This is a genomic window from Microbulbifer variabilis (assembly GCF_056232115.1).
On the sequence record NZ_CP174325.1, the window covers coordinates 1,632,343 to 1,652,721 of the forward strand.

The following is a 20,379-nucleotide window of genomic DNA, read 5'->3' on the forward strand; positions in this document are numbered from 1 at the left end:
CCCCTCGCAGATTTGCAGAAAAACCTTCCTGACTTACTTGCAAATGATAATGGTTCGCATTAATGTTAATTGAGTTCTAACAGGGGGGTTACCGTGAATTTACGTTACCTATGTGCAAATCACCGTCAATGGTTGTTCGATAACAGGGATCGTGCAGAAAAGGCGTGGTTAGACTGGATGGAGCGCGGCAGGCTCCTTATAGAAGATGGACATCACTCGGAGGCTATTCCTTATCTGGGGTGTGCTTTTGATGTTGCCGGTATGTTGCTGGCACGCCAGTGGCCCAGCTATGCCGTTTCTGCGCAGCGCTTTAGCGAGAGCGCGGCCAGCCTGATGGAAGCTTACCGGGAGCAGGGCGATGAAAAATTACACCACTACATCCTCGCGGGAGCCAGTTCAGTACTCGCCCGCCAGCTGGGAGAGCGCGATAAAAATAAGGTTGCCGCTGAATGCATTAGTGCCCTCTACCCAGATGGCTCAGGAGAATTCATGTCAGCAGTCCCCAGAGGCAAAGCCGCAACTGGAGCCGAAACGAGTTGGCGCCTGCACTGAGGAACAGTCTCCCGCTGGGGAGCCTTCGGATTTGCTCACAGTTGCTATTCGCGAGGAGACTCTTGTTGAGTTATTGGCACAGCGGTACCTCTCTGCTGAAGAGCTATTCTGTCCAACGCCCAGGGCGCATCAACGGTTGCGCAAGGTCTTATTACGTGCCCTGATGCCAGTTGCGAAGCGCGGTTAGGCCCAGTGGGGTTAAATAGATCTGGCGGCCTTTGAGTCCCCGACCTCTCTGGTCGCCACCTTATTGATATCTACTGTACAGGTCTTGAGCGGTGGGAAAGGTATTGGTGGCAGTTTGGAGCCTGATCTGGGATTCGTCCCCCCGGTTGAGGCTCCTTCGGCAAGTGATACATTAGCCCCCTGCTGTATTTCCCTCTACTGGTGGGGCAAGCCATGCGTTTAATTTACGCTCCAGTTTGTCCAATCCAGCTTTCTTGGTGGAGGAAAAAGTCTGCACCGTTACACCACGGTCGAGGCCCTGCTGTTTGATGGCCTTTTCTACAGCAAAGCGGGCATTGTTAGCGGGGCCATTTTTTAGTTTGTCTGCCTTGGTGAGTAGGATATGCACAGGCAGACCGGCTTCAACGGCCCATGTGAGCATATGTATATCGAACTCTTTGAGAGGTTGGCGAATATCCATCAATAGCACCAGGCCTTTCAGGCAGGTGCGCTGCTCCAGGTATTCGGCCAGGTGGCGTTGCCATTCGTCCTTCATGGCGCGGGCTACTTTGGCGTAGCCGTATCCCGGCAGGTCCACCAGGCGCTGTTGCTCAGAAAGGCTGAAGAAGTTGATCAGCTGGGTGCGACCAGGGGTTTTAGAGGTGCGTGCTAATTTGTTATTGCCGGTAAGGGCGTTTATGGCGCTGGATTTGCCCGCATTGGAGCGGCCGGCGAACGCTACCTCCGCACCTGAGTCCTCTGGACACTCAGTCAGGGTGGGGGCACTGGTAAGAAATCGTATAGTACGATAGTTCAGTTTTTGCGGTTGGGCTTCAAATTCGGTAATTGACATCGTTTAAGTCTGCTGATTCGGTACACTCGCTTGGCGCGCAAGTATATAATGCCGCGGTTTTCGCGTCGCAGGACTATTGGGGGCGACACGAAACGCCATATCTCAGCGCGCAACGGGACGACGTATGAACAGCATTATCAAGAACACTGCTCTGGCACTCGGTTTGGTTATCGGCCTGGGGGCCGTACCCTTTGCAATGGCCTCGGGCGATGCTGCTGCGGGCAAGGCGAAAGCCGCCCAGTGCGCCGCTTGTCACGGTACTGATGGCAACAGCCTGGCCCCGGCCTTCCCAAAAATTGCCGGCCTCGGCGAAAAATATCTCTATAAGCAGCTCAAGGACATCCAGGACAAAACCCGCGATGTGCCGCAGATGATTGGCCAGCTGGATAACTTCAATGACCAGGATCTGCAGGATATTGCCGCTTACTTCGCTTCCCAGCCCATGCAACTCTCCGGTTCCGAGGCGATCGCCATTAAATTAAACAGTGGAGACAGTGTTGACGGCCTGGCGTTCGGGCGCAAGCTGTACCGAGCCGGCAATATGGAGACCGGGGTGCCCGCATGTATGGGTTGTCACTCTCCCACTGGATTGGGCAATGCGCCCGCTGGTTACCCGCGTCTGTCCGGTCAGTATCCCGAGTACATTGAGGCTCAACTTAAAGCTTTCCGCGCTGGTACCCGCGATAATGATGGCGATACCCGCACCATGCGTACCGTAGCCAAGCAGCTCTCTGATGCAGAGATTAAGGCTGTGGCCAACTACATTGCTGGTCTGACAGAGTAAATCACCCAGTCACAGTAACGAGAGGCCGGTCACACACCGGCCTTTTTTGTACCCGAAGCTCGCTTAAAGGCCGGGGAATTGGGTAAAGTATTGCAGCTTTTACGGCGTTTCCTTGCGAGTGGCAACGGGAACTTAAATAATCTGCGTTGTCTATTGTGTCCTCTGTGGTCCGCCAGCCAGTCGCAAGCCGGTATTCGAATCACGAATGTACAAGTTGGAGAAGACTTATTATGAGAGCAGTTCTCGCCCCAATAACGATGGTAGTGGCTGTATTGTTCAGTCTGGTGGCCTGTGCCCAGGAAAGCGGCGAGTTTAAGGCTGGCCAGCACTATCAGGTACTACCACAGGCGGTTGCACAAAAGAGCAATAACAAAATCGAAGTTACTGAAATGTTCTGGTACGGCTGTGCTCACTGCTACCATTTCGAACCTACTCTGGATCGCTGGAAAAAGAATATGCCCAGTGATGTTGCTCTGCTTAAGTTGCCCGCCATTTGGCAGCCTGTGATGGATGTGCACGCGCGCCTGTTCTACGTGGCTGATGCTATGGGTGTTCTGGAGAAAATGCATACTCCGCTGTTCAATACTATCTACAACCAGCGCCAGATGCTGGCTACCCGCGAGGGACGTAATTGGAAGCCGGACCTGCAGGCAATTGAAGCCTTGTTTAACAAGCACGGTGCTGACGGTGCCAAGGCTGCCAAGCTGATGAACTCCTTCGCCATCAACAGCAAGGTTAAGCAAGGTATGGCCAATCAGCGTGCCTACAAAATGACAGGTACTCCAGAAGTGGTTGTAGCCGGAAAGTATCGTATCAGTTCCTCATTGCCAGGCTATAAGGGCAAGAGCAACTCCCAGGAAGTGATGCTGCAGGTGGCGGATTACCTAATCGCTAAGGAACGCGCAGATCGCGGTTGACATTCCTGTTGAGACAAACCCCGCCTTGAGCGGGGTTTTTTATATCCGGCGTTCCTGTAGGACCAATCTTTAGACCAAACTTGTGCCTATGCGGCGCTCTTTGGCTGCAATGCCCACCGGGAAGTACCCATGAGATACAAATGGATCTGGCTCTGCCTTTGCTTCCTGGCCCTGTCCCCTGAAATTCTGTTGGCACAGCTTGCCCCAGAGAACGACAGGCTGGCTGCGCGAGCCAGCAACCTCCTCTCCTATATCGCAGTGGACTACGGCGACGCTGTGGATGGTGGCAAGTTGCTCGACACCGGGCTCTACCAATTGCAGCAACAACATGCCACTCAGGCTATGCAGTTGGTGCTGCAGCTACCAGATCGGCCTGGCCGTAACTCTCTAGAAAAGGGAATCACCGAATTAAGTAAGGCTATAGAGCGCAGGGAGAGTGGGAAAACGGTGAGGCGGCGCGCCAATGAACTGGCCGACCGATTGGCGGCTCTTTACCAAATGCAAAGGTCACCGGCCCACACACTGCCGGCAGCGAGCCTTGCTATGCCTCTCTATCAAGAGCGTTGTGCCAGCTGTCACGGTGGCCAGGGTGAGGGTGGAGTGAGCGGGCCGGGTTTTCTCGAAGCATCCCGAATAGGCAATTTCAGTCTCTATGACCTCTATAACACTTTGGACCCCACGGTTGATGAGATTCATGGACTTGATATTGATGGCAGTCTGACTGTCTGGCAGCGTTGGGCACTGGCAGTGACCGTGGCTGCTTTTTCAGTTCAAGGTCAGTTGCCTCCGGCTGCAGATATCGCTGAGCGTTACCCAGCCCTGGTGGGCTTGCCCGGTCTGGCGGTCACACGCCCGGTAGAATTGCCAGCTGATGCACAGAAGGCTTTGATGTGGTGGCGTGCCCACCCTCACTTAGTGCGCGCGCTGGAGCCCCCATTGGCCAGGGCTGATGGCCTGCTGCAACTGGCGCTCACGGATTATCGCAGTGGAGATAAAGCCGGTGCCTACCACAAGCTGATGCTCGCCTATCGCGAAGGTTATCTCCCACTGCGGTCACAAATTGAAGTTCGGGACCAAGTACTAATGAGCCAACTACAGTCGCGATGGCAGCTGCTTCGCAGTCAAGTATTAACAGGTGCGCCGAATACTAAGGTAATTGCCTCCTTCCAAGACCTGCGAGCCATGCTGGCTTCGGCACAGACCCGAATCGAACCAGCAGTGGACAGAGGCTATAAATTCTTTGGAGCTTTGCTGCTCTTTATCGTGGCCCTGGTGTTGGGATTAACTCTGTGGTGGGGGCTGCGGCGGAAAAAGCTGTCTAAACTTTAAGGAGGTTTGTGCGCCAGAACAGAGGTCGTTAGCTGAGGAAGTCCCAATGGCAAGATCCTTCGTTGCATCACTGGTTCTTTTTAGTAGTCTAACGGCCCAGGCCGCGGAGCCACTGGACGCCTTCCCGGTGGAAGTGGAGGGAAAGCAGCGCCATGTTATTCAGCTGCCAAAAGTAGTGGATGAAAGCCGTTTTATGGTGGAACTGGTGCCAGGAAAGAGTGAAGTCGCAGATTGTAACCTGCAAAGCTTCTCTGCACCGCTGGAGCGCCAGTTATTACCGGGCTGGGGCTATCCCTACTATGTTTTGTCTGAACTGAAGGCAACACCTGATACACAAAAGGTGTGTGCGCCGGGGTCTGAGTCGAGGCGCTTTATTCGCGTGCGGGCTGAAGGCCTTATACTGCCTTACAGAAGTAGCCTGCCGCTGGTGGTGTACATGCCACAAGGTGTACAGCTCAAGTATCGCGTGTGGCGGGCGGATAAAAATATGTCTGATGCGCGCACCCGGTAAAGACCGCTCTCCTTCTCTTGATCAAACCTATTTATTCCATACGCCTTTCTGGCGTCTCATTTAATATTTTTAATGCTTCTAATGCCACTGTGGGATTTTGCGTCTAGCCTTACTATGCAAAGGATGTGAAAAGGAGCGCCTAAGCAACTTTTCACGCCGGTCGCCAAGGCTGTAACCGGACAGGAAAATTGGTGGCAACCTGGCCGCCGTTCGCAGAAACTCCACCTCGCGGTAGCTTCCGCGGGCTGACACAGTAGAGTAGCGCATGAAGTATTTGCGTCTTTCCCTATCGAATCGTGTCCTGGTTTCCCTCTTTCAGACTTATGCCGTCGTCTTGGTGCTTTTTCTGCTGTTGCCACTAGCAGCTGCAGCGGAGTCAGCGCAACAGAAATGGGCTGGCAACTGGCTGGTGGTTAGTGAGGGTGATGACCAATTGGTTTGGCAGCTGAACGCCGATGGTTCTGGCTATGCCTATGGCTTTAACTCTGGCGGACGCCTGACCCATGGATTCGCAATCAACTGGCAACTCGATGGTGATCGAGTGCGGGTTCGCACCGGCGCTTCGGTTCACTGTAAGGGCGGTGTGGTGTCAGTGGCATTTCGGGGTTGGAGTAAATCCACGCTGCTATTCGCAGTGATTGATGGTCGACACTGGCTGCAGGCGGGAGGTGGCTTACTGAGCTTCCAGCGTCGACTCAGCAGCTGGCGTACACCGAAAGCGGGTAGCAATTGTCCGGATATTGCCAGCTGAGCGCTTTTCAATGTCATTTCAGGCTCGAAATGTCAAAGCCAGGAGTAATCTACTCAGGGAAGAATTTGCCAACCTCCGGAGAAGCTTCGTGATTCAGAGGTGCCTGACTGTCGCTCTGATATTTATGCTCACCTGTACCTCGGTATTTGCGAAAGAGGAAATTAATAAGAAAGAAAAAGAGAAAACGCGAGTCGATGGTTGGCATGCACAGTCTCGCCTTAATGCCAGTCAGTGGGTTGGCGCCTGGTTAATCTCCAGAGATGGTGAAGCCCGCCATGTCTGGAGTTTAAAACCAGATGGTACTGGTCGCTCTTACGCATTTCTACCGAATAAGAAAGGGAAAATGCAGTTTGCTTTTGGGTACGATATACATTGGTACTTTGACCCATTCACACAGATGGCAAATATCAAAACCGGCCGCAGGATTATTTGTCGTCGTGGAAAAATATATCCGTATTTCCTGACCCTGAAATCTTATGAAAGTGACTATGCAGTGCGGGGAAAGTTTGCTTGGCAGACTACCTGGACGGAAGTGAGTATCGGCCGCAATAGGCTGCATAAATCTCTGGTGGTTTTTGTTGCCCCCCTCTCTGCTTGGCACGACCCGGAACGGGATGCGCCTTGCCCGGAATTTCCTAGCCTGGATCTTGAGAAAGATATCGATTCAGCCTTGAAAAGCTGGGAGAGAGAGGAGTCCCCGGATTTAGAAGTGGATACTACTCCGGCTCAAGGTGAACCGGAATTTGAGGGGGAGGAATTAAAAGAAACTGCAAAAAAAGGCGTGAAGAAGCGCAAGCGAAATTAGAATAAAAATCTCCAAGCCTAAGGGGTGCTCCTAAACAGAACATGTTCAGAGCATCTGGTCATTTTTCCAAGAATTCATAGCTGGTGGCTTGTGGATACAAGGTAGCTATTGGTTTTCAATCGCTGAAGGTCTTCAAAAAAATGGCATTAGGATATGAGTGCTGAAGTCTCCCTCGCCAAGATCTTGCGAAATATGTATCCAAAACTGCAGGAAGAAACTTTCGTTTTTTGTCAGGTGTCTGATACTCGTCTCGAGGAAATACTGGCGGAAAGCCTGTGTATCTTCCGCGAAGGGGAGGGCATGAGTGCAATAATGCCTTTACACCTGGCCCAACAATATGGCATCGCCTCTAGCGCACCATTTCGACAGATTACTTTACAGGTATTTTCTGGACTCAGTGCGGTGGGGTTGACTGCAACTATCGCTGGGGAGTTGGCAGAAGCCGGTATCGTTGCCAATGTGGTGACTGCTTTGCGTCACGACCATATCTTTGTTCCGGAAGACAGCGCCGAACGCGCCCTGCAGCTATTGCGGGGTATAAGCAATCGGGTGCAGTACACCTGAGCGAAAGCCAGTGCGAATCAACTATCCACAGGCCCAACCCCACGGAGAGATTCGCCAGCTCTTGCCAGATCTGTTCTGCGTTCCGGGCACCGTAAAACTGGCTCCTGGTGTGACTATTAATCGTAATATGGCCATAGTGCGTTGGCGAGAAGATCTAACTTTGATAAACCCCGTACGTCTGCGTCCTCAACAGGAGGAAAAGTTGCGCGATCTCGGTAGCGTCCGCCATGCAGTCCGTCTCGGTTACCATCATGGCCAAGATGACCTCTATTACCGAGATCATTTCGACCTTACCTTTTGGCGGCAGGTTGGCTCTGATTTTTATCCCCCTGGTGCTGACCGGGTGATCAGGGAGAATGGAGAGTGCCCTATACCTGATGGACGTTTCCTGGAATTTTGCCACAGCCGTTTTCCAGAGGCAGTGCTTTGGTTGCCGTTTAATGGTGGTTTGCTGCTGAGCTGTGATGCCTTGCAGTATTGGGGTAGTTGGGGTGGTTGTAACTGGTTTGGCCGCAATCTCTTGCGCTTATCCGGTTTGCGTTGTGGAATGCAGATTCCACCTGCATGGCGCATGCGTATGACCCCGGATGGAGGTGACCCCAGTTATCATTTACAGGTCGACTTTCGGCGTTTGCTAGGCCTAAGTTTCCTACATCTATTGGCTGCCCACGGTGAATTTTGTCCTGATTGCGCCTATGAAAAGGTAGTTACCGCCGTGGAGCGGGCTTTCCCGGGGATTGATAAGGCAGCCTGAAAGTTATTCCGATACCAATTTTGGGTAAATAATCGCTAACGGTATTCTGCACGCAGTTACTGTCTATCGTGATAAGCTTGCGCCCCTTTTACTGGCGGCATCAACCCGTCGCGATGGTTTATTGAGAAGTAGAGCTCCCATGAGAAGCAAGATCCTGTTCAGTGCCCTTTTGGTGGCCCTGTTGGTGGCCTGCACCACTGTCCCCACGACTTCCGCTCCCAGTGCCAATACCGACCATATCCGCCGGGATGTGGATTACTTGGCATCGGCTGAACTGGAAGGTCGCGATACCGGCAGTGAGGGTTATCGCAAGGCTGCACAGTATGTTGCGGAACAGTTCGAACGTATGGGGTTGGCCCCCGCCGGTGATGAGGGTTACTTCCAGGACGTGCCTTTCCGCAGTGCAAGCTGGAATGGTGCAGAGCCTAGCTTTGTCCTGAAAGGGAAGAGTGGGCATGTCACTTTCCGTTTTGGCGAGGACTTTATCGCAGGTCCATCGGCGGTCAGTGAGCGCAGTAGCCTGGAAGCAGATTTGGTGTTTGTTGGTTACGGAATCGAGGCCCCTGAGTACAACCTCAATGATTATGCTGGCTTAAATGTTCAGGGCAAGGTGGCGGTGATCCTGAGTGGACGTCCCGAGAGCCTACCCAGTGAAGTTGGAGCCCACTACGCTTCAAGCCGTAATAAGCGTGAAACTGCCGCCCGCCACGGGGCCGTCGGCTACATCACCGTATATACCCCGGAAAGGGAAAAGCGTCGCCCCTTTGCCCGCTATGCCGAGCATCGTCACGATGACACCTTTGATTGGGTTAATAGGGAAGGCAACCCGGGCAGTGCAACTTCCGGGTTGCACCCAGGCGTTATGCTCAGCAGCGAAGCAGCGGCCAAGCTATTTGTCGGTGCGCAAAGCAGCCTGGAAAGCATCTTCAGCGATATTGAAAAAGGTCAGAATCCGAAGGGATTTCCACTGCCTTACAGTACAGCACTAGGTACTAGTTCCAAACATAAGGAAATTACCAGTCCCAATGTGGTGGCAGTATTACCTGGCAGTGATCCCCTTTTAAAAAATGAATATGTAGTCTTCTCGGCCCACCTTGATCATATTGGTAAAAAAGAGGATGGCCAAATTTACTATGGTGCCCAGGACAATGCAGCTGGCATAGCAGTAATGCTGGAAACTGCGCGTCTGTTCGTGGAATCCGGTCATGCACCACGGCGCTCACTATTATTTGTGGCTGTGACCGGAGAAGAGAAAGGGCTGTTAGGATCAGATTACTTTGCTGAATATCCTACCGTTCCTTTGCAGTCTATAGTAGCCAATATCAATCTTGATATGCCTATGCTGCTGTACCCGTTTCGCGACATTATCGCCTTCGGTGCCGAGCACTCGTCCTTGGGGCAGATTGCCGAGCGTGCCGCAGTGCGCAGTGGCTTAAAACTGAGCCCAGATCCCATGCCGGAAGAAGTGATCTTTGTTCGCAGTGATCACTACAATTTTGTGCGCCGAGGTATTCCCTCAATTTACCTGATTACTGGACGAGAGGCTCAGGATCCAAATATTGATGGTACCGCTATGCAAGTGGCCTTCCTGAAAGAGAGCTATCACAAGCCCGGGGATGCTCCCGATGCAGGGGTGAATTATATAGCTGCCAAGCAGTTTACCGAGGTAAATTACCTAATTGCCAGGGAAGTGGCAGATGCTGAGGGCAAGCCATCCTGGTATGAGGGGGATTTCTTTGGGGAGTTGTTTGGAAGGTAGCCCGTAAAAACTTCTTATTAAATCTATAAAAAATTTGTGAATGGATTCTTTTCTTCTGCAAGCTATACGATTGAATGCCATATGGCTGGTTACAAAGAGCAGAGCTTTCAAATTCAACCTGGTCTGAATGGTTGGAACATAGGTAATATTCTAATTGGCGGCCTTATTGGTATGCTGATAGTGGATCCTGCTACTGGTGCAATGTGAAAATTACCTAAATCGGCAAATATAACTTTACAGTCAAATACTGCATCTATTCCTAAGGGCGGACTGACAATAGCTTCTATTGATGAAGTTCCAGATGAAGCAAAATCACAGTTGGTACGAGTGAAGTAACTTAGGTAGTTTTGCTGGAAAAACCACCCAAAGGGTGGTTTTTTATTCTGATGATTCCTGTTTACATAACTCCAGCCATCGTTCAATTCCCGCACTTCTATATTTTTGTGTGTGCAAAGCGAAATAAAACTCTCTGTGAAAATCCCGTTGTGGTACAGGCAGCGCAATTAAAGAGCCTCGTTTTAATGCGTCAGCCAGTGAAACTTTAGATAGACAGCTAATTCCAAGACCGGCTTCCACGGCCCGTTTGATAGCCTCTGTGTGCTGTAGCTCTAAAAGAATGTGCAGACTGGGAAGTAAGCCAGCCATAGCCCGGTCAAAAGTCTGGCGTGTACCGGAACCGGGTTCCCGGGTAATCCAGATGGCTTTGAGCAGATCTCTGTCTGTTAGGCGCTTGCGTTTGACCAGGGGATGAGAGGGGGCGCAAAAGACGACCAATTCATCACTGCGCCAGGGAATCATTTCCAGATCCGGGTGATTAAATTCACCCTCGATAAGCCCAAGGTCCAGCTCAAAGTTAAGCACCCGCTCTGTGATTACTGATGTATTAGCGACCTCCAGCTCCACTCGTGTGCCGGGCTGCTCTTCCATGTATCGCGCCATTACGTTTGCTGCCAGGTAATTGCCGATGGTTAGTGTTGCTCCTATTTTTAGGCGCCCGAGATCACGATGACTGGCCAGGCTCTGTTCCAGTTCCTGTGCCCTTTCCAGCAGCTCCTCCGCCTTGGGCCATAGTTGCCTGCCCAGCTCATTCAAGCGCAGGCGCTTGCCGGTGCGCTCAAACAGGCGCAGCTCAAACTGCTGTTCGAACTCCTTAAGGGCGGTGGAGGCGGCGGACTGGGACATGCTCAGGCTCTCTGCTGCGCGGCTCACATTCTCGTGATGAGCACAGGCAAGGAACACCTCCAGTTGGCGCAAGGTATAGCGCAAAGGGAAATCTCCACTTGATCGTTAAAATAGATAAGGAATATCGAAATATCCCACTTTGCCAATAGATCTTCCAGGGCTAAAATTCAACTATCAAGAGACTCGTGGAATAACCGGTTTTAAGTTTATGTCCAAATTGAATATAGAGAAGGTGTTGGAAGTCCGTCATTGGAACGACACGCTGTTTAGCTTCAAGACCACCCGGGATTCGGGTTTTCGCTTTGAGAACGGACATTTCACGATGATCGGCTTACAGCAGGACAACGGTCGTCCACTACTGCGCGCCTATTCCATTGCCAGTGCCAACTACGAAGATGAGTTGGAATTCTTCAGTATCAAGGTTCCCGATGGCCCCCTGACTTCCCGCTTGCAGAAGATTGTGCCGGGCGACGAGATCTACGTGAGCCAAAAACCCACCGGTACCTTGGTGGCCGATCACCTGCTGCCGGGCAAGCGCCTGTGGTTGCTGTCTACGGGCACCGGCTTGGCACCTTTCATGAGCATTATCAAAGACCCCACTGTCTATGAGCGTTTTGACCAGGTAATCCTTACCCACGGGGTGCGCTATGTCTCTGAGCTGGCCTATCAGGAGCAGATCGAGAATGAGCTACCTGAGCATGAGTATTTTGGTGAGATGGTACGCGAGCAACTGCTCTACTACCCGACTGTGACCCGTGAGCCCTACCGCAATACCGGTCGCCTGACCGACTTAATGTTGTCCGGAAAACTTTTTACAGATCTGGATGTGCCCAAGCCGAATGTTGAAGAGGATCGCTTTATGCTGTGCGGTAGCCCGGCAATGCTGAAGGATCTCACCAATATCCTAGATGACTGGGGATTCAAGGAGACACGCGCAGGGGTACCGCACGAGTATGTGATCGAGCGCGCTTTCGTCGAAAAATAAGTTGGCCAGTCCAGCGATAAAAAACCACCCTTGCGGTGGTTTTTTTATGGGTGAAATACAAACTCTCGAAACTATCCTGACCTTGTGAAACCCTTGTCTTCTATTTTGATTTGAGGGTGAATTTGCTGGGAGTGGCTAGATGAAGCAGTTTTCCCTGGGAGTACTACTGTTTTCCTTCCTGTGGTTAGGTGCCTGCACGCGGGTACCGGAGGGGGTTGAGCCAGTACAGAATTTCCAGCTGCAGCGCTATTTAGGCCACTGGTATGAAATAGCCCGTTTGGATCACTCTTTCGAGCGCGGGTTGACCCTGGTAACTGCGGACTACAGCCTCAATCCTGATGGTTCCGTCGCGGTCATCAATACGGGTTACTCAAAAGCACGTGATGCCTGGCAATTAGCGGAGGGGCGGGCTGAGTTTGTCGGTTCCAAGGATGTAGGCCACTTGAAAGTATCTTTCCTTGGTCCCTTTTACTCTTCCTATATCGTAATTGCCCTGGCAGATGATTATAAATATGCGATGGTGTCCGGATATGACAAATCCTATTTGTGGATATTGTCCCGCACCCCAACTATGCCAAAGGATGTACTGGAGCAATTTATACAGAAAGCCAAGGCGATGGGTTATCCCGTCGATCAGCTGATATTCCCCAAGCAGGAGGCGCAGCCGGGTAATAAACCCTCCGCGCAGTCTTCAAGATAAGGGCCTGTTTAAGATTCTGCGCTCCCTCCACCAGCTTGTGCAGACCAATAACAGCAAAATCAAAGCCGGCCATTGGCGCTCAATAGGCATTTTGCCTGAGTGACGATTATCAACTGGCCCCAAGCGTGCGGCGGCCATTTGTCGGGCCTCCCTGGCATTTAGGGACCGTTGCCACTTGGGCCAGTCCTGTTTGGCAAAGATATAGAAGTTTAATACCGGCTCCCCATCCATATCAGTCTTAAGCTGATGCCAGCCAGAACCCTGTGGCCAGAAGCTGTAGCACTGGCCCTGGGAATTACTACTTACGGCGACACCACTGATGGGTAGGGAGTTTTCTTGGGAGCTTAATAATATTGGTCTCTGATTAGAAAAAAGTGGGCTGCATAGGGTGGTGCGTTCCTGAGTCCGCGGTAACTTATTGGAGAGGGTTACTGGCGGCTGACTACCCAAATGCTTGAGTTGGTAATCAATAATGGACTTCCACAGGCTGGCGAATTCAGTAGCAAACCCACTGGTTAGCCAGCGGTGGCTGTCGCTAAATAGAATAAAACCCAAGTGCTGCGTCTGGGTTGAACGTCCCCAGAAAAGGGGAGTTTCTTCATTATCCAGTAAGAAGTCACTGGAGCTGGGCTGCACGGCTATAAAGCCAGAATTGCGCAGTGGGGGAATCTCCGCATTGGCCGCTTTTTGGTAGCCAAAGCCGGAGTGTAAACGGGTATCTTCTCCCTTTTGCAGAGGCATGGATTGGGCTGCAGCGTATTGGAGAAACTCTTCAGAGCTATCGCCACTGACTAACCATAACAGTGACTTTGTGGTGGCCAGCTCGCTGAGCTGATGTTTTTGTTGAGAGGAGAGTTGCGGCCACAAACTGCTATCGAGAATGACTAAATCGAAGGGACTTTCCTTTGTGAGTAGATCCGCAGACTCGGTAAGTGGAAGCCCATTGAGAGTCTCTTTTCTACTAATTTCAGGTGCCAACTGGGTCATCACTTGTGCTGCTACACCGGATTGACGCAGCCAGCGGGAGAGGGCGGCTGTCTCAAAAGAGGGGCGTGCCAGCCACAGTAACAATTTGGGCTGGAGCGGTTCTCGCACCAGGATGGGTAAAGGATCTGTATGGATTTCGCCGGTTTCGCTTTCCGTCCGTACCCGGTATAGCTGGGGGCCCGCGAGTTTTGGAGTGGCAGTGAGTTGTGCCTGAATTGCTTCTCCCACTTTCAGCTCAAGACTGTCTTCAATATGGCCGTAGGGATTGAGCAGACTAATTTGTCGGTTTTCAGTCAGTGGCTGGTTGTTGTGAACCTTTAACTTTAAAGAATCACCCAGGGTAATTCGCCGCTGCCAGTCGAATTCCCAGCTGCTATCAGATTCCTGGATATTCGATAGCTCCAGGCGCACTGGTGCCAGGTCCCGCAGTTTGTCGCGGCCGAGTGGCTCCCCATTGAGGGAGATATTTTCCACACCATTGAGATTTATTGGATGTGAACTCGCCAGCGCTTTGCTGTCGATAGAGATATTGCGCTCGGCGGGAATGATTGCCGGTGGCTGCCAGAGCATCCAGGCACTCAGCCAAATCGCCAGTTGCAGGCCATAGTCGAACGGTTTGGCGCCTCGGCGCAACAGTACGAGTGATGCTAAACAGGCCAACAGGCACAGGCCGGGTATCAAGAAATCAATCACAATGATTTCCCCCCTTGCTGGTGTAGCCAACGGCTGAAATGGCCGTCGGCCTCTGTTTGCAAAGGCAGTGAAGGCGCAGATTCCGGTGCTGGCAGTAGCTGATAGAGCAGCTGATTCAGGGAGTTTGTGCAATCAATGCAATTCGGTTGCTGGTGGCGCTGCTGGTATAAACGCAGCTGTTTGGATAGCTCCAGGCCAAGATCCAGTGATTGCTCTGTGGCTAGCTCATTTATCTGCACCAGCAGATCGGTATCGAGTTCGGCGCCAGCATCTACCTGGGCCATTAGGGCGAGCACCTGTGCTCTTTGTTTTTGTTCAAAGGCACTGTCGACAGTTTCTGGCGCTACGTCTTCCCGTTCACCGCTAAGCCGGCGGCTTTCGTCTATGGGGGGCGCCTCGAACCCGACTCTCTGTAAGTAAATACGCGAAGCCTGCTGTACTTCCTTGATAAAGCGCAGAGCTCGGTGCTGATGGGGCAGGGAGGCCTGGGGCTCTATAACCGACAGGTCGCGCCAGGAACTCCACATGGCATTTAGCGCGTTGCGCAGTAGCTCCTTGGTCTGGGGGTCGAACAGGGTGGCATGTTCAGAGCTGTCATGCTGATGCCCGGCGGAAGCGACTATGCGTGCTGCCTGTTGGAAGTGGGAATCCCGCTGTACGAAGGGAGTCGCATTTTCTTCGCCATGTGCCTGGTGCTCACCTTGTTCTGTATGATCGTGGCTATGGCCGTGTTCGGACTCCTCTTCATCATCGTGCTCCTCGGTCTCTGCGCCAGAATGCTCCGCTTCCGAATCCTCTTCGCCGAGAAAGCGGCCGTAGCGCATGCGCAGCAAATTCTGTTCATAGGCTAAACCCTCGGAGCGTTTGCGAAATGCCTCCGGATGCAGCTGTTCTCGCTCGGATAGCAGGGCCTCGGTATCAATAATCAGCTGGCGTTGGCTGCGGAAGTACTCCGGCAATATTTTAATCGCCATACCCTCGCTGTCGCTCAGCCCGAAAATCTCTTCTTGCGGCCAGCGCAAGATAAAGTGTTGGCTCTTGGCAACGTTGGCGCTGGGCTCGCGGTTATCCCTGGCTTCCAGATACCAGTAGAGTTCATCTCCCGCTTCCATGGAAAACTGGTGGATGGGCAGGGTGAAATCGTAGCGAGCTGCTTTCTTATCTTCCGAGGGGCTTGTTGATAAAGCAGTGGATTGCAAACTGGTGAGTGGAATACGCTCTTCGCGAAAGCGTAAATTTTCCCCGGTGCCGCTGGCGAGGGTGACCAATAAATCTGCAGAACTCACCTGGTAATCATCACTAATTATTACTTTCACGGGAATACCTTGGGTGCTCCCTTGAATGGTATCGACGCGCAGGCTGGGTGCCTCAAAGGTAAACTCCGGGGCACTGTCTTTATGCACCCGAATATTATGGATTTCCGGCAAAAGTATTTGGCTCTCCGCGAATTGCACTGAAAGCTGGTAAAAGTCTGCCTTAGCGATAGTGCGTTGTAATTGCCATTTTTTACTGGGTAGATTACCTAGCGGAGAAAAGGCGAAGCGCTCAGTTTCGGCCAACATTTCCAGCCCTTGCACCGGCTGATTCAATTCGAGTTGCCACTCGACCTTGGACTGCTCCGGCACATCGATTTGTAGGGATTGGCTTTCGGCTGTGAGCCCAGTGTAGGCGGGCGGCTGGATATGGGTTGCCGCGCGCATTATGGCAAGCTTTTCGGCAACGGGAATAGCTGTATTTTGTTGCGTGGTCTCAGTTTTATCCCCGGTGAAGTGAGAATCGCTCAGTACAAATAACAATAGTCCCAGGCAGGCACCAAAAGCATTTGTCAGGGCACTGCGGAGTTTTTTTGGACCGAGAGGCGACCGGTCGCCACTTTCCAGCAGTTGTTGCAGCGCTGTTTCGATACGCGCGCGCTGTAATTGCTGCAATGGACTTAGGTTGGTTTTCTGTTGGCTAAGCAACTGGCTGCTGTCTTGCAGCTGTGGATATTGTCCATCCAACTGTCGACATAGGCTTTCAGGGCTTGGGCGCCAGCTGCGATCCAATAGAATGGCTACAACAATAATTCCGAGCCAGGCGAGCAATAGCCACTGTGGCCAGCCGAATACAAAAATACCCAAGCCAGCCAGAAGGCTGAGGCCAGTGGCAAGCCAGAGATAGGGCCGCAGGGCTGCCAGTTGCCAGCGCCTGCGCACAGCGTTAAGGGTTAACTGACGCTTATCCATGGTCAGCCTCCCCATTACTAACAGTTGCCATAATGGCTGCAGGTCGCGATAGGGCAATTAGGCGTTCAAAAGCCAGAAGTAACAGTAGGGCGATAATTAACCAGGGTTGCAGTTGTTCAATACGACGGTTTTCCACCTCGCTGTCTTCTACAGGAAGGCCTGCCATTATTTTGCTAGCAGACCAGTGGCCACGATTTTCGTGCTGTAGCGACCAGTCTTGCCCAGACCACTGCTGCCATAAACGTTCAGGTAAATCTGCGCGGCGATAAAACACCTCGCTGTACCAGTCACTTTCGTAGCGCAGCCAACTTCCCCGTCCCACTGAGGCCACCTGAGTTGACTGGCTGTTATCCACAGCAACGAAGTTGAGATTATCGGTAGGGGGGATACTGTTGTCGGTGATTAACAGGCCGCCATCTGTAACAAATTCCAGCACGGCTTGTGGCAGGGGTGCGAGGCCTGTGTAGATCAACCAATCTGTCTGTTCGGCGCTGGGCGCCTTTTCTTGTTCCTGAATATGCACCGATAGTCCTGGCATTTTACTTTGCCAGTCTTCCAGCACTGGCGCCCACCAACTGGGCGGTTTGCCCATTAAAGCGATACTCGGTAATACCGGGCTCGGAGCTGTGGATGCTTTATCGAGGCCATGCCACTGCCAATGGGGACTGACTCTTAGTGCCTGGTGGGACGCTGGAACACCGTTGTTTATCAACAGGATATGAGCCCTACGCAAATCCGCCCGGCGTGATAGTGCTGATAGAGTTTTCCACAGGTCCACATTTTGTGGTGGGGGTGAGGTTACGGAAGGTGTTTCTGGGGATAACCACAGCACTTTATAACCTTCCCCCACAAGCTGCGGCAGTGAATTGTGGATAAATGTATTCGCTTCGCCCGCCCCAATTCTGGGGTCCACCAGTATCACGCCCTCTTGGGGATAAATTTCCCGTTTAATCAGCGGCTGAGCCAACAAACTTGTCAGCAGGGCGACGATTAGCAGGCGCAATAGCAGCAACCACTTGTTATCCACAATAGGGCGGCGCGCGCGACTCTGTGAATATCTTTGTACCCATTGCAGCGCAGCAAAGGAGATCTGCTGTGGATTACTTCGGCGCAGCAAATGAATGGCGATAGGGATAATCAGGGCTGTGAATAGCCATAGCCACTGTGGGGATTGAAATAAGTTATTTATCCACAACATCTCAGCATAACCTGCCGTGCAGTTGAATAAATTGCCGCAATGACTTTTCCACAGGCTGCTCGATAAGGTCGGTCTGTAGTGAACATTCCTGTGTGGCAAAGCGTGCTTTTAACTCGCTCTGTGCATGAGCAAAAGCATTCAGGTAAGACTGGCGTTGCCGCTCGGCGTCCACTTCTAAAGTTGCGGGCGTACTGGCGCTTACTTCTGGATTGAGCAGCTTTAGCTCTCCGCCAAAAGGAAAAGTCTGTTCTGCCTCAATTAACAATTGCAGTGGCAGGCAGGGGCGGCCGGCGGCATGCAGGCGTGCGACAAAATCGCCGATCTCATTACCTTGTTCAAAAAAATCACTCAGCAATACCACCTGACAGGGCCGCTCAAAGTATTGCCACAGCGGCGCCAGTTGAGTGTGATCTGGCCAGTGGTCGCTGGCGTCGAGTTGTTGTAGCTGAAGAGCGATTTGACGCTGGTGGCTCTCGCCCTGGCCTTCCGGCACATAAACCGTCCGACTGCTGTTAAACGCCAATAGAGAAAAGCTGTCTCCCTGGGCGTTGAGCAGCCAGCATAGGCTGGCAATCCAGCACTTGGCGTAATGCAGTTTATTCAGGCTGGGCTCGACAAAGCTTGCCTGGCCCAGGGAGGCGCTGGTATCGAGCACAAAGCACACGTGCATACGGCTCTCCTGCTCGGTCTCGCGCACATAGTAGCGATCACTGCGGGCAAACAGTTTCCAGTCGATATGGCGGATGGAATCACCCGCTTGATAGCCTCGGTATTGATGAAATTCCAGGCCGGTGCCTCGGCGCTGGCTGTGTTGCACACCGAGCATCACGCCCTCGGCGATATGCCGCGACAGCCACACCAGGTCGCGACAACTGGCCAGGGTTTTGGGGGACAGGTATTCCACGCTGATCAGTCCCGGCCCGGTTCCGGCACCGCTGTCAGTAATTCGTCAATCAGCTGTGGCATCTGCACGCCATCGGCCTGGGCCTGGAAGCTGAGCAGCACCCGATGGCGCAGCACTGGCAGTAACAGGCTGCGGATATCCTCGCGGGTGACGGCGAGGCGTCGTTGCAAAAGGGCCCGCGCCTTGGCGGCGAGAATCAGAGCCTGCCCCGCGCGGGGACCGGCGCCCCACTTGATCCACTGTTGCAGGGTATCGCTGCCGCTGGTTTCCATGCGTGTAGCGCGCACTAGTGTCGCCACGTAGCGGTACAGATCGTCGCTGACATGAATTTCCCGCACCAGTTTCTGCATTTCGCGCAATTGCTCTGCATCCAGGCTGGGGCTGGGTTTGACCCTGCTGGCACCGGTGGTGGAGCGCAGGATTTCAACTTCATCCCGCTCATCGGGATAGTCGATATGAATATTTAACAGGAAGCGGTCCAGCTGAGCTTCCGGCAGTGGATAGGTGCCGGCCTGTTCGATGGGGTTTTGTGTGGCCAGTACGAAATAGGGATCGGGCAATTTGAGTGTTTTACCGCCCACCGTTACCGAGCCTTCCTGCATGGACTCCAATAGGGCTGCCTGGGTTTTCGGCGGTGTGCGGTTAATTTCATCGGCGAGCAGGATATTGGTGAAAACCGGGCCCTGCTGGAATTTAAAAAAGCGCTTGCCGGTGCTGTGATCCTCTTCGAGGATCTCACTGCCAAGAATATCTCCGGGCATTAAATCCGGGGTGAACTGTACCCGCTTAAAATCCAGCGCACTGGCATCGGCGAGGGTTTTTACCAGCAGGGTCTTACCCAGCCCCGGCACCCCTTCGAGCAGGGCGTGGCCCCCGGCCAACAGGCAGATCAACATCTGCTCCACCACGGGTTTCTGGCCGACAATCACTCGCGCAATCTCCTGTTGCAGATTGTCGAGGCTGTGCAGTTGTTCTTCGATACTATTTTCCAGGGTGGTCAGCATAATCAGCTCGTCAGTGCGTAAATAACAATGTTCACCGCAAATTTTGTGTTATCGATGGCGAGCCAGCGTTTGTTGCGGTAGTCGTAGTCCCATTCGCAGCCAAAATCTTTGTTGCTGTAGAGCACGGCGATACGGCTGTTTACAACAATGGCTTTCAGGTAGTCGTGTACCAGATCATCACCCCAGCCATTTAATTCAAAGCTGGTTACCGGCAATTCATCGAATTGAAAGAAACAGCGGTAGAGGTCGTGATCGTCCGGGAGCTTTTGCAGGCAGTCTTCGCCAAACAGCTCGGTCATTTGCGCTTCGAAGGATTTGGCAAAGAGACCGTCGATATCGTGGTTGCAGTCGTCGACAAATATAAAGCCACCGCGATTGACGTAATCGCGAAAATTCTTTGCCTCTTCCGTGGTGAACTGCACCAGCTTGTGTCCGGCCAGGTAGCAGAAGGGCGCCAGCAGCATTTTCTTATCGGCCAACGGCACTATGTGTTCTTTGGGGTCAACCCTGAGATTGGTGTACTCCACCAGAGAATTGAGCAGGTTGGAGGGCATGCGCTGATCTACATCCCAGTCACCGGATTCGTACATCAAGCGGGTGAAATAAAAATCGTAGTGCTCCTGCGCACTACCCGGTGCGGTATTTTGCGCGCGTGTACCCAGCGGCAGCGCTGCGGCGCAGCTACCCAGGATCAGGCGCTGGAGAAAAGCCTTGCGGGTGAGGGACACGGGATAACTCTGTTACTGCGTTGGTTTTT

21 protein-coding genes are annotated in these 20,379 nt (G+C 52.6%); 13 read left to right on the forward strand and 8 right to left on the reverse strand.

The window, feature by feature from the left end:
• The first annotated feature begins 93 nt into the window (after window positions 1-93).
• The gene (locus tag ACJJI7_RS07120) at window positions 94-552 is read left to right on the forward strand and encodes a hypothetical protein (RefSeq protein ID WP_020413815.1); all 459 of its coding nucleotides are present in this window, start codon (window positions 94-96) and stop codon (window positions 550-552) included.
• A gap of 31 nt (window positions 553-583) precedes the next feature.
• Window positions 584-739: a hypothetical protein gene (locus ACJJI7_RS07125; protein ID WP_157533525.1), complete on the forward strand. Its 156-nt coding sequence runs from the start codon at window positions 584-586 to the stop codon at window positions 737-739.
• Window positions 740-910: 171 nt separating this feature from the next.
• Here ACJJI7_RS07125 and yihA read toward each other — a convergent pair whose 3' ends face one another.
• Window positions 911-1,570, reverse strand: a complete 660-nt coding sequence (gene yihA / locus ACJJI7_RS07130) for a ribosome biogenesis GTP-binding protein YihA/YsxC (RefSeq protein WP_020413814.1) — start codon at window positions 1,568-1,570, stop codon at window positions 911-913.
• Window positions 1,571-1,694: 124 nt separating this feature from the next.
• On the opposite strand from yihA, the gene ACJJI7_RS07135 reads away from it, so the two are divergent.
• The 9 genes from ACJJI7_RS07135 to ACJJI7_RS07175 all read left to right on the forward strand — a co-directional run bounded on the left by ACJJI7_RS07135 (window position 1,695) and on the right by ACJJI7_RS07175 (window position 9,744).
• On the forward strand, window positions 1,695-2,354 hold the full coding sequence (locus ACJJI7_RS07135) for a c-type cytochrome (RefSeq protein ID WP_020413813.1): 660 nt from the start codon (window positions 1,695-1,697) through the stop codon (window positions 2,352-2,354).
• A gap of 230 nt (window positions 2,355-2,584) precedes the next feature.
• On the forward strand, window positions 2,585-3,271 hold the full coding sequence (locus ACJJI7_RS07140) for a thiol:disulfide interchange protein DsbA/DsbL (protein WP_020413812.1): 687 nt from the start codon (window positions 2,585-2,587) through the stop codon (window positions 3,269-3,271).
• Window positions 3,272-3,400: 129 nt separating this feature from the next.
• Window positions 3,401-4,600, forward strand: coding sequence for a hypothetical protein (locus tag ACJJI7_RS07145; RefSeq protein ID WP_444902411.1), 1,200 nt, complete (start codon window positions 3,401-3,403; stop codon window positions 4,598-4,600).
• Between the two features lie 46 nt (window positions 4,601-4,646).
• The gene (locus ACJJI7_RS07150; protein WP_282951995.1) at window positions 4,647-5,111 is read left to right on the forward strand and encodes an ecotin family protein; all 465 of its coding nucleotides are present in this window, start codon (window positions 4,647-4,649) and stop codon (window positions 5,109-5,111) included.
• Window positions 5,112-5,376: 265 nt separating this feature from the next.
• Window positions 5,377-5,862 (forward strand): hypothetical protein, encoded by a 486-nt coding sequence (locus ACJJI7_RS07155; protein WP_020413808.1) that lies wholly within the window; start codon window positions 5,377-5,379, stop codon window positions 5,860-5,862.
• Window positions 5,863-5,950: 88 nt separating this feature from the next.
• Complete coding sequence (locus ACJJI7_RS07160) at window positions 5,951-6,667, forward strand: hypothetical protein (protein ID WP_020413807.1); 717 nt, start codon at window positions 5,951-5,953, stop codon at window positions 6,665-6,667.
• 153 nt (window positions 6,668-6,820) lie between these two features.
• On the forward strand, window positions 6,821-7,231 hold the full coding sequence (locus ACJJI7_RS07165; protein WP_020413806.1) for an ACT domain-containing protein: 411 nt from the start codon (window positions 6,821-6,823) through the stop codon (window positions 7,229-7,231).
• Window positions 7,232-7,241: 10 nt separating this feature from the next.
• On the forward strand, window positions 7,242-7,985 hold the full coding sequence (locus ACJJI7_RS07170; protein WP_444902410.1) for a hypothetical protein: 744 nt from the start codon (window positions 7,242-7,244) through the stop codon (window positions 7,983-7,985).
• Window positions 7,986-8,124: 139 nt separating this feature from the next.
• Window positions 8,125-9,744, forward strand: coding sequence for a M28 family metallopeptidase (locus ACJJI7_RS07175; protein ID WP_444902409.1), 1,620 nt, complete (start codon window positions 8,125-8,127; stop codon window positions 9,742-9,744).
• A 378-nt stretch (window positions 9,745-10,122) separates the two neighbouring features.
• Here the strand turns inward: ACJJI7_RS07175 and ACJJI7_RS07180 are convergent, their stop codons facing one another.
• Window positions 10,123-11,010, reverse strand: coding sequence for a LysR family transcriptional regulator (locus ACJJI7_RS07180; RefSeq protein ID WP_444902408.1), 888 nt, complete (start codon window positions 11,008-11,010; stop codon window positions 10,123-10,125).
• A gap of 124 nt (window positions 11,011-11,134) precedes the next feature.
• Between ACJJI7_RS07180 and ACJJI7_RS07185 the strand changes: the two genes are divergently transcribed.
• The gene (locus ACJJI7_RS07185; RefSeq protein ID WP_020413801.1) at window positions 11,135-11,911 is read left to right on the forward strand and encodes a ferredoxin--NADP reductase; all 777 of its coding nucleotides are present in this window, start codon (window positions 11,135-11,137) and stop codon (window positions 11,909-11,911) included.
• A 139-nt stretch (window positions 11,912-12,050) separates the two neighbouring features.
• Complete coding sequence (locus ACJJI7_RS07190) at window positions 12,051-12,611, forward strand: lipocalin family protein (protein ID WP_020413800.1); 561 nt, start codon at window positions 12,051-12,053, stop codon at window positions 12,609-12,611.
• Here ACJJI7_RS07190 and ACJJI7_RS07195 read toward each other — a convergent pair.
• The 6 genes from ACJJI7_RS07195 to ACJJI7_RS07220 are packed head-to-tail and all read right to left on the reverse strand — an operon-like array spanning window position 12,603 to window position 20,350.
• Window positions 12,603-14,291 carry a hypothetical protein gene (locus ACJJI7_RS07195; protein ID WP_444902407.1) on the reverse strand — a complete coding sequence of 563 codons (1,689 nt, stop codon included), beginning with the start codon at window positions 14,289-14,291 and terminating at the stop codon, window positions 12,603-12,605. The two genes, ACJJI7_RS07190 and ACJJI7_RS07195, sit on opposite strands and share 9 nt — an antisense overlap.
• On the reverse strand, window positions 14,288-16,516 hold the full coding sequence (locus ACJJI7_RS07200; protein ID WP_020413798.1) for a hypothetical protein: 2,229 nt from the start codon (window positions 16,514-16,516) through the stop codon (window positions 14,288-14,290). The genes ACJJI7_RS07195 and ACJJI7_RS07200 overlap by 4 nt, the downstream gene beginning before the upstream one ends.
• Window positions 16,509-17,714, reverse strand: a complete 1,206-nt coding sequence (locus tag ACJJI7_RS07205) for a BatA domain-containing protein (RefSeq protein WP_020413797.1) — start codon at window positions 17,712-17,714, stop codon at window positions 16,509-16,511. Before ACJJI7_RS07205 ends, ACJJI7_RS07200 begins: the two co-directional genes overlap by 8 nt.
• 1 nt (window position 17,715) lies before the next feature.
• Window positions 17,716-18,618, reverse strand: coding sequence for a DUF58 domain-containing protein (locus ACJJI7_RS07210; RefSeq protein ID WP_444902406.1), 903 nt, complete (start codon window positions 18,616-18,618; stop codon window positions 17,716-17,718).
• A 5-nt stretch (window positions 18,619-18,623) separates the two neighbouring features.
• Window positions 18,624-19,622 carry an AAA family ATPase gene (locus tag ACJJI7_RS07215; RefSeq protein ID WP_353375814.1) on the reverse strand — a complete coding sequence of 333 codons (999 nt, stop codon included), beginning with the start codon at window positions 19,620-19,622 and terminating at the stop codon, window positions 18,624-18,626.
• A 2-nt stretch (window positions 19,623-19,624) separates the two neighbouring features.
• Window positions 19,625-20,350 carry a DUF4159 domain-containing protein gene (locus tag ACJJI7_RS07220; RefSeq protein ID WP_444902405.1) on the reverse strand — a complete coding sequence of 242 codons (726 nt, stop codon included), beginning with the start codon at window positions 20,348-20,350 and terminating at the stop codon, window positions 19,625-19,627.
• Window positions 20,351-20,379: the final 29 nt, after the last annotated feature.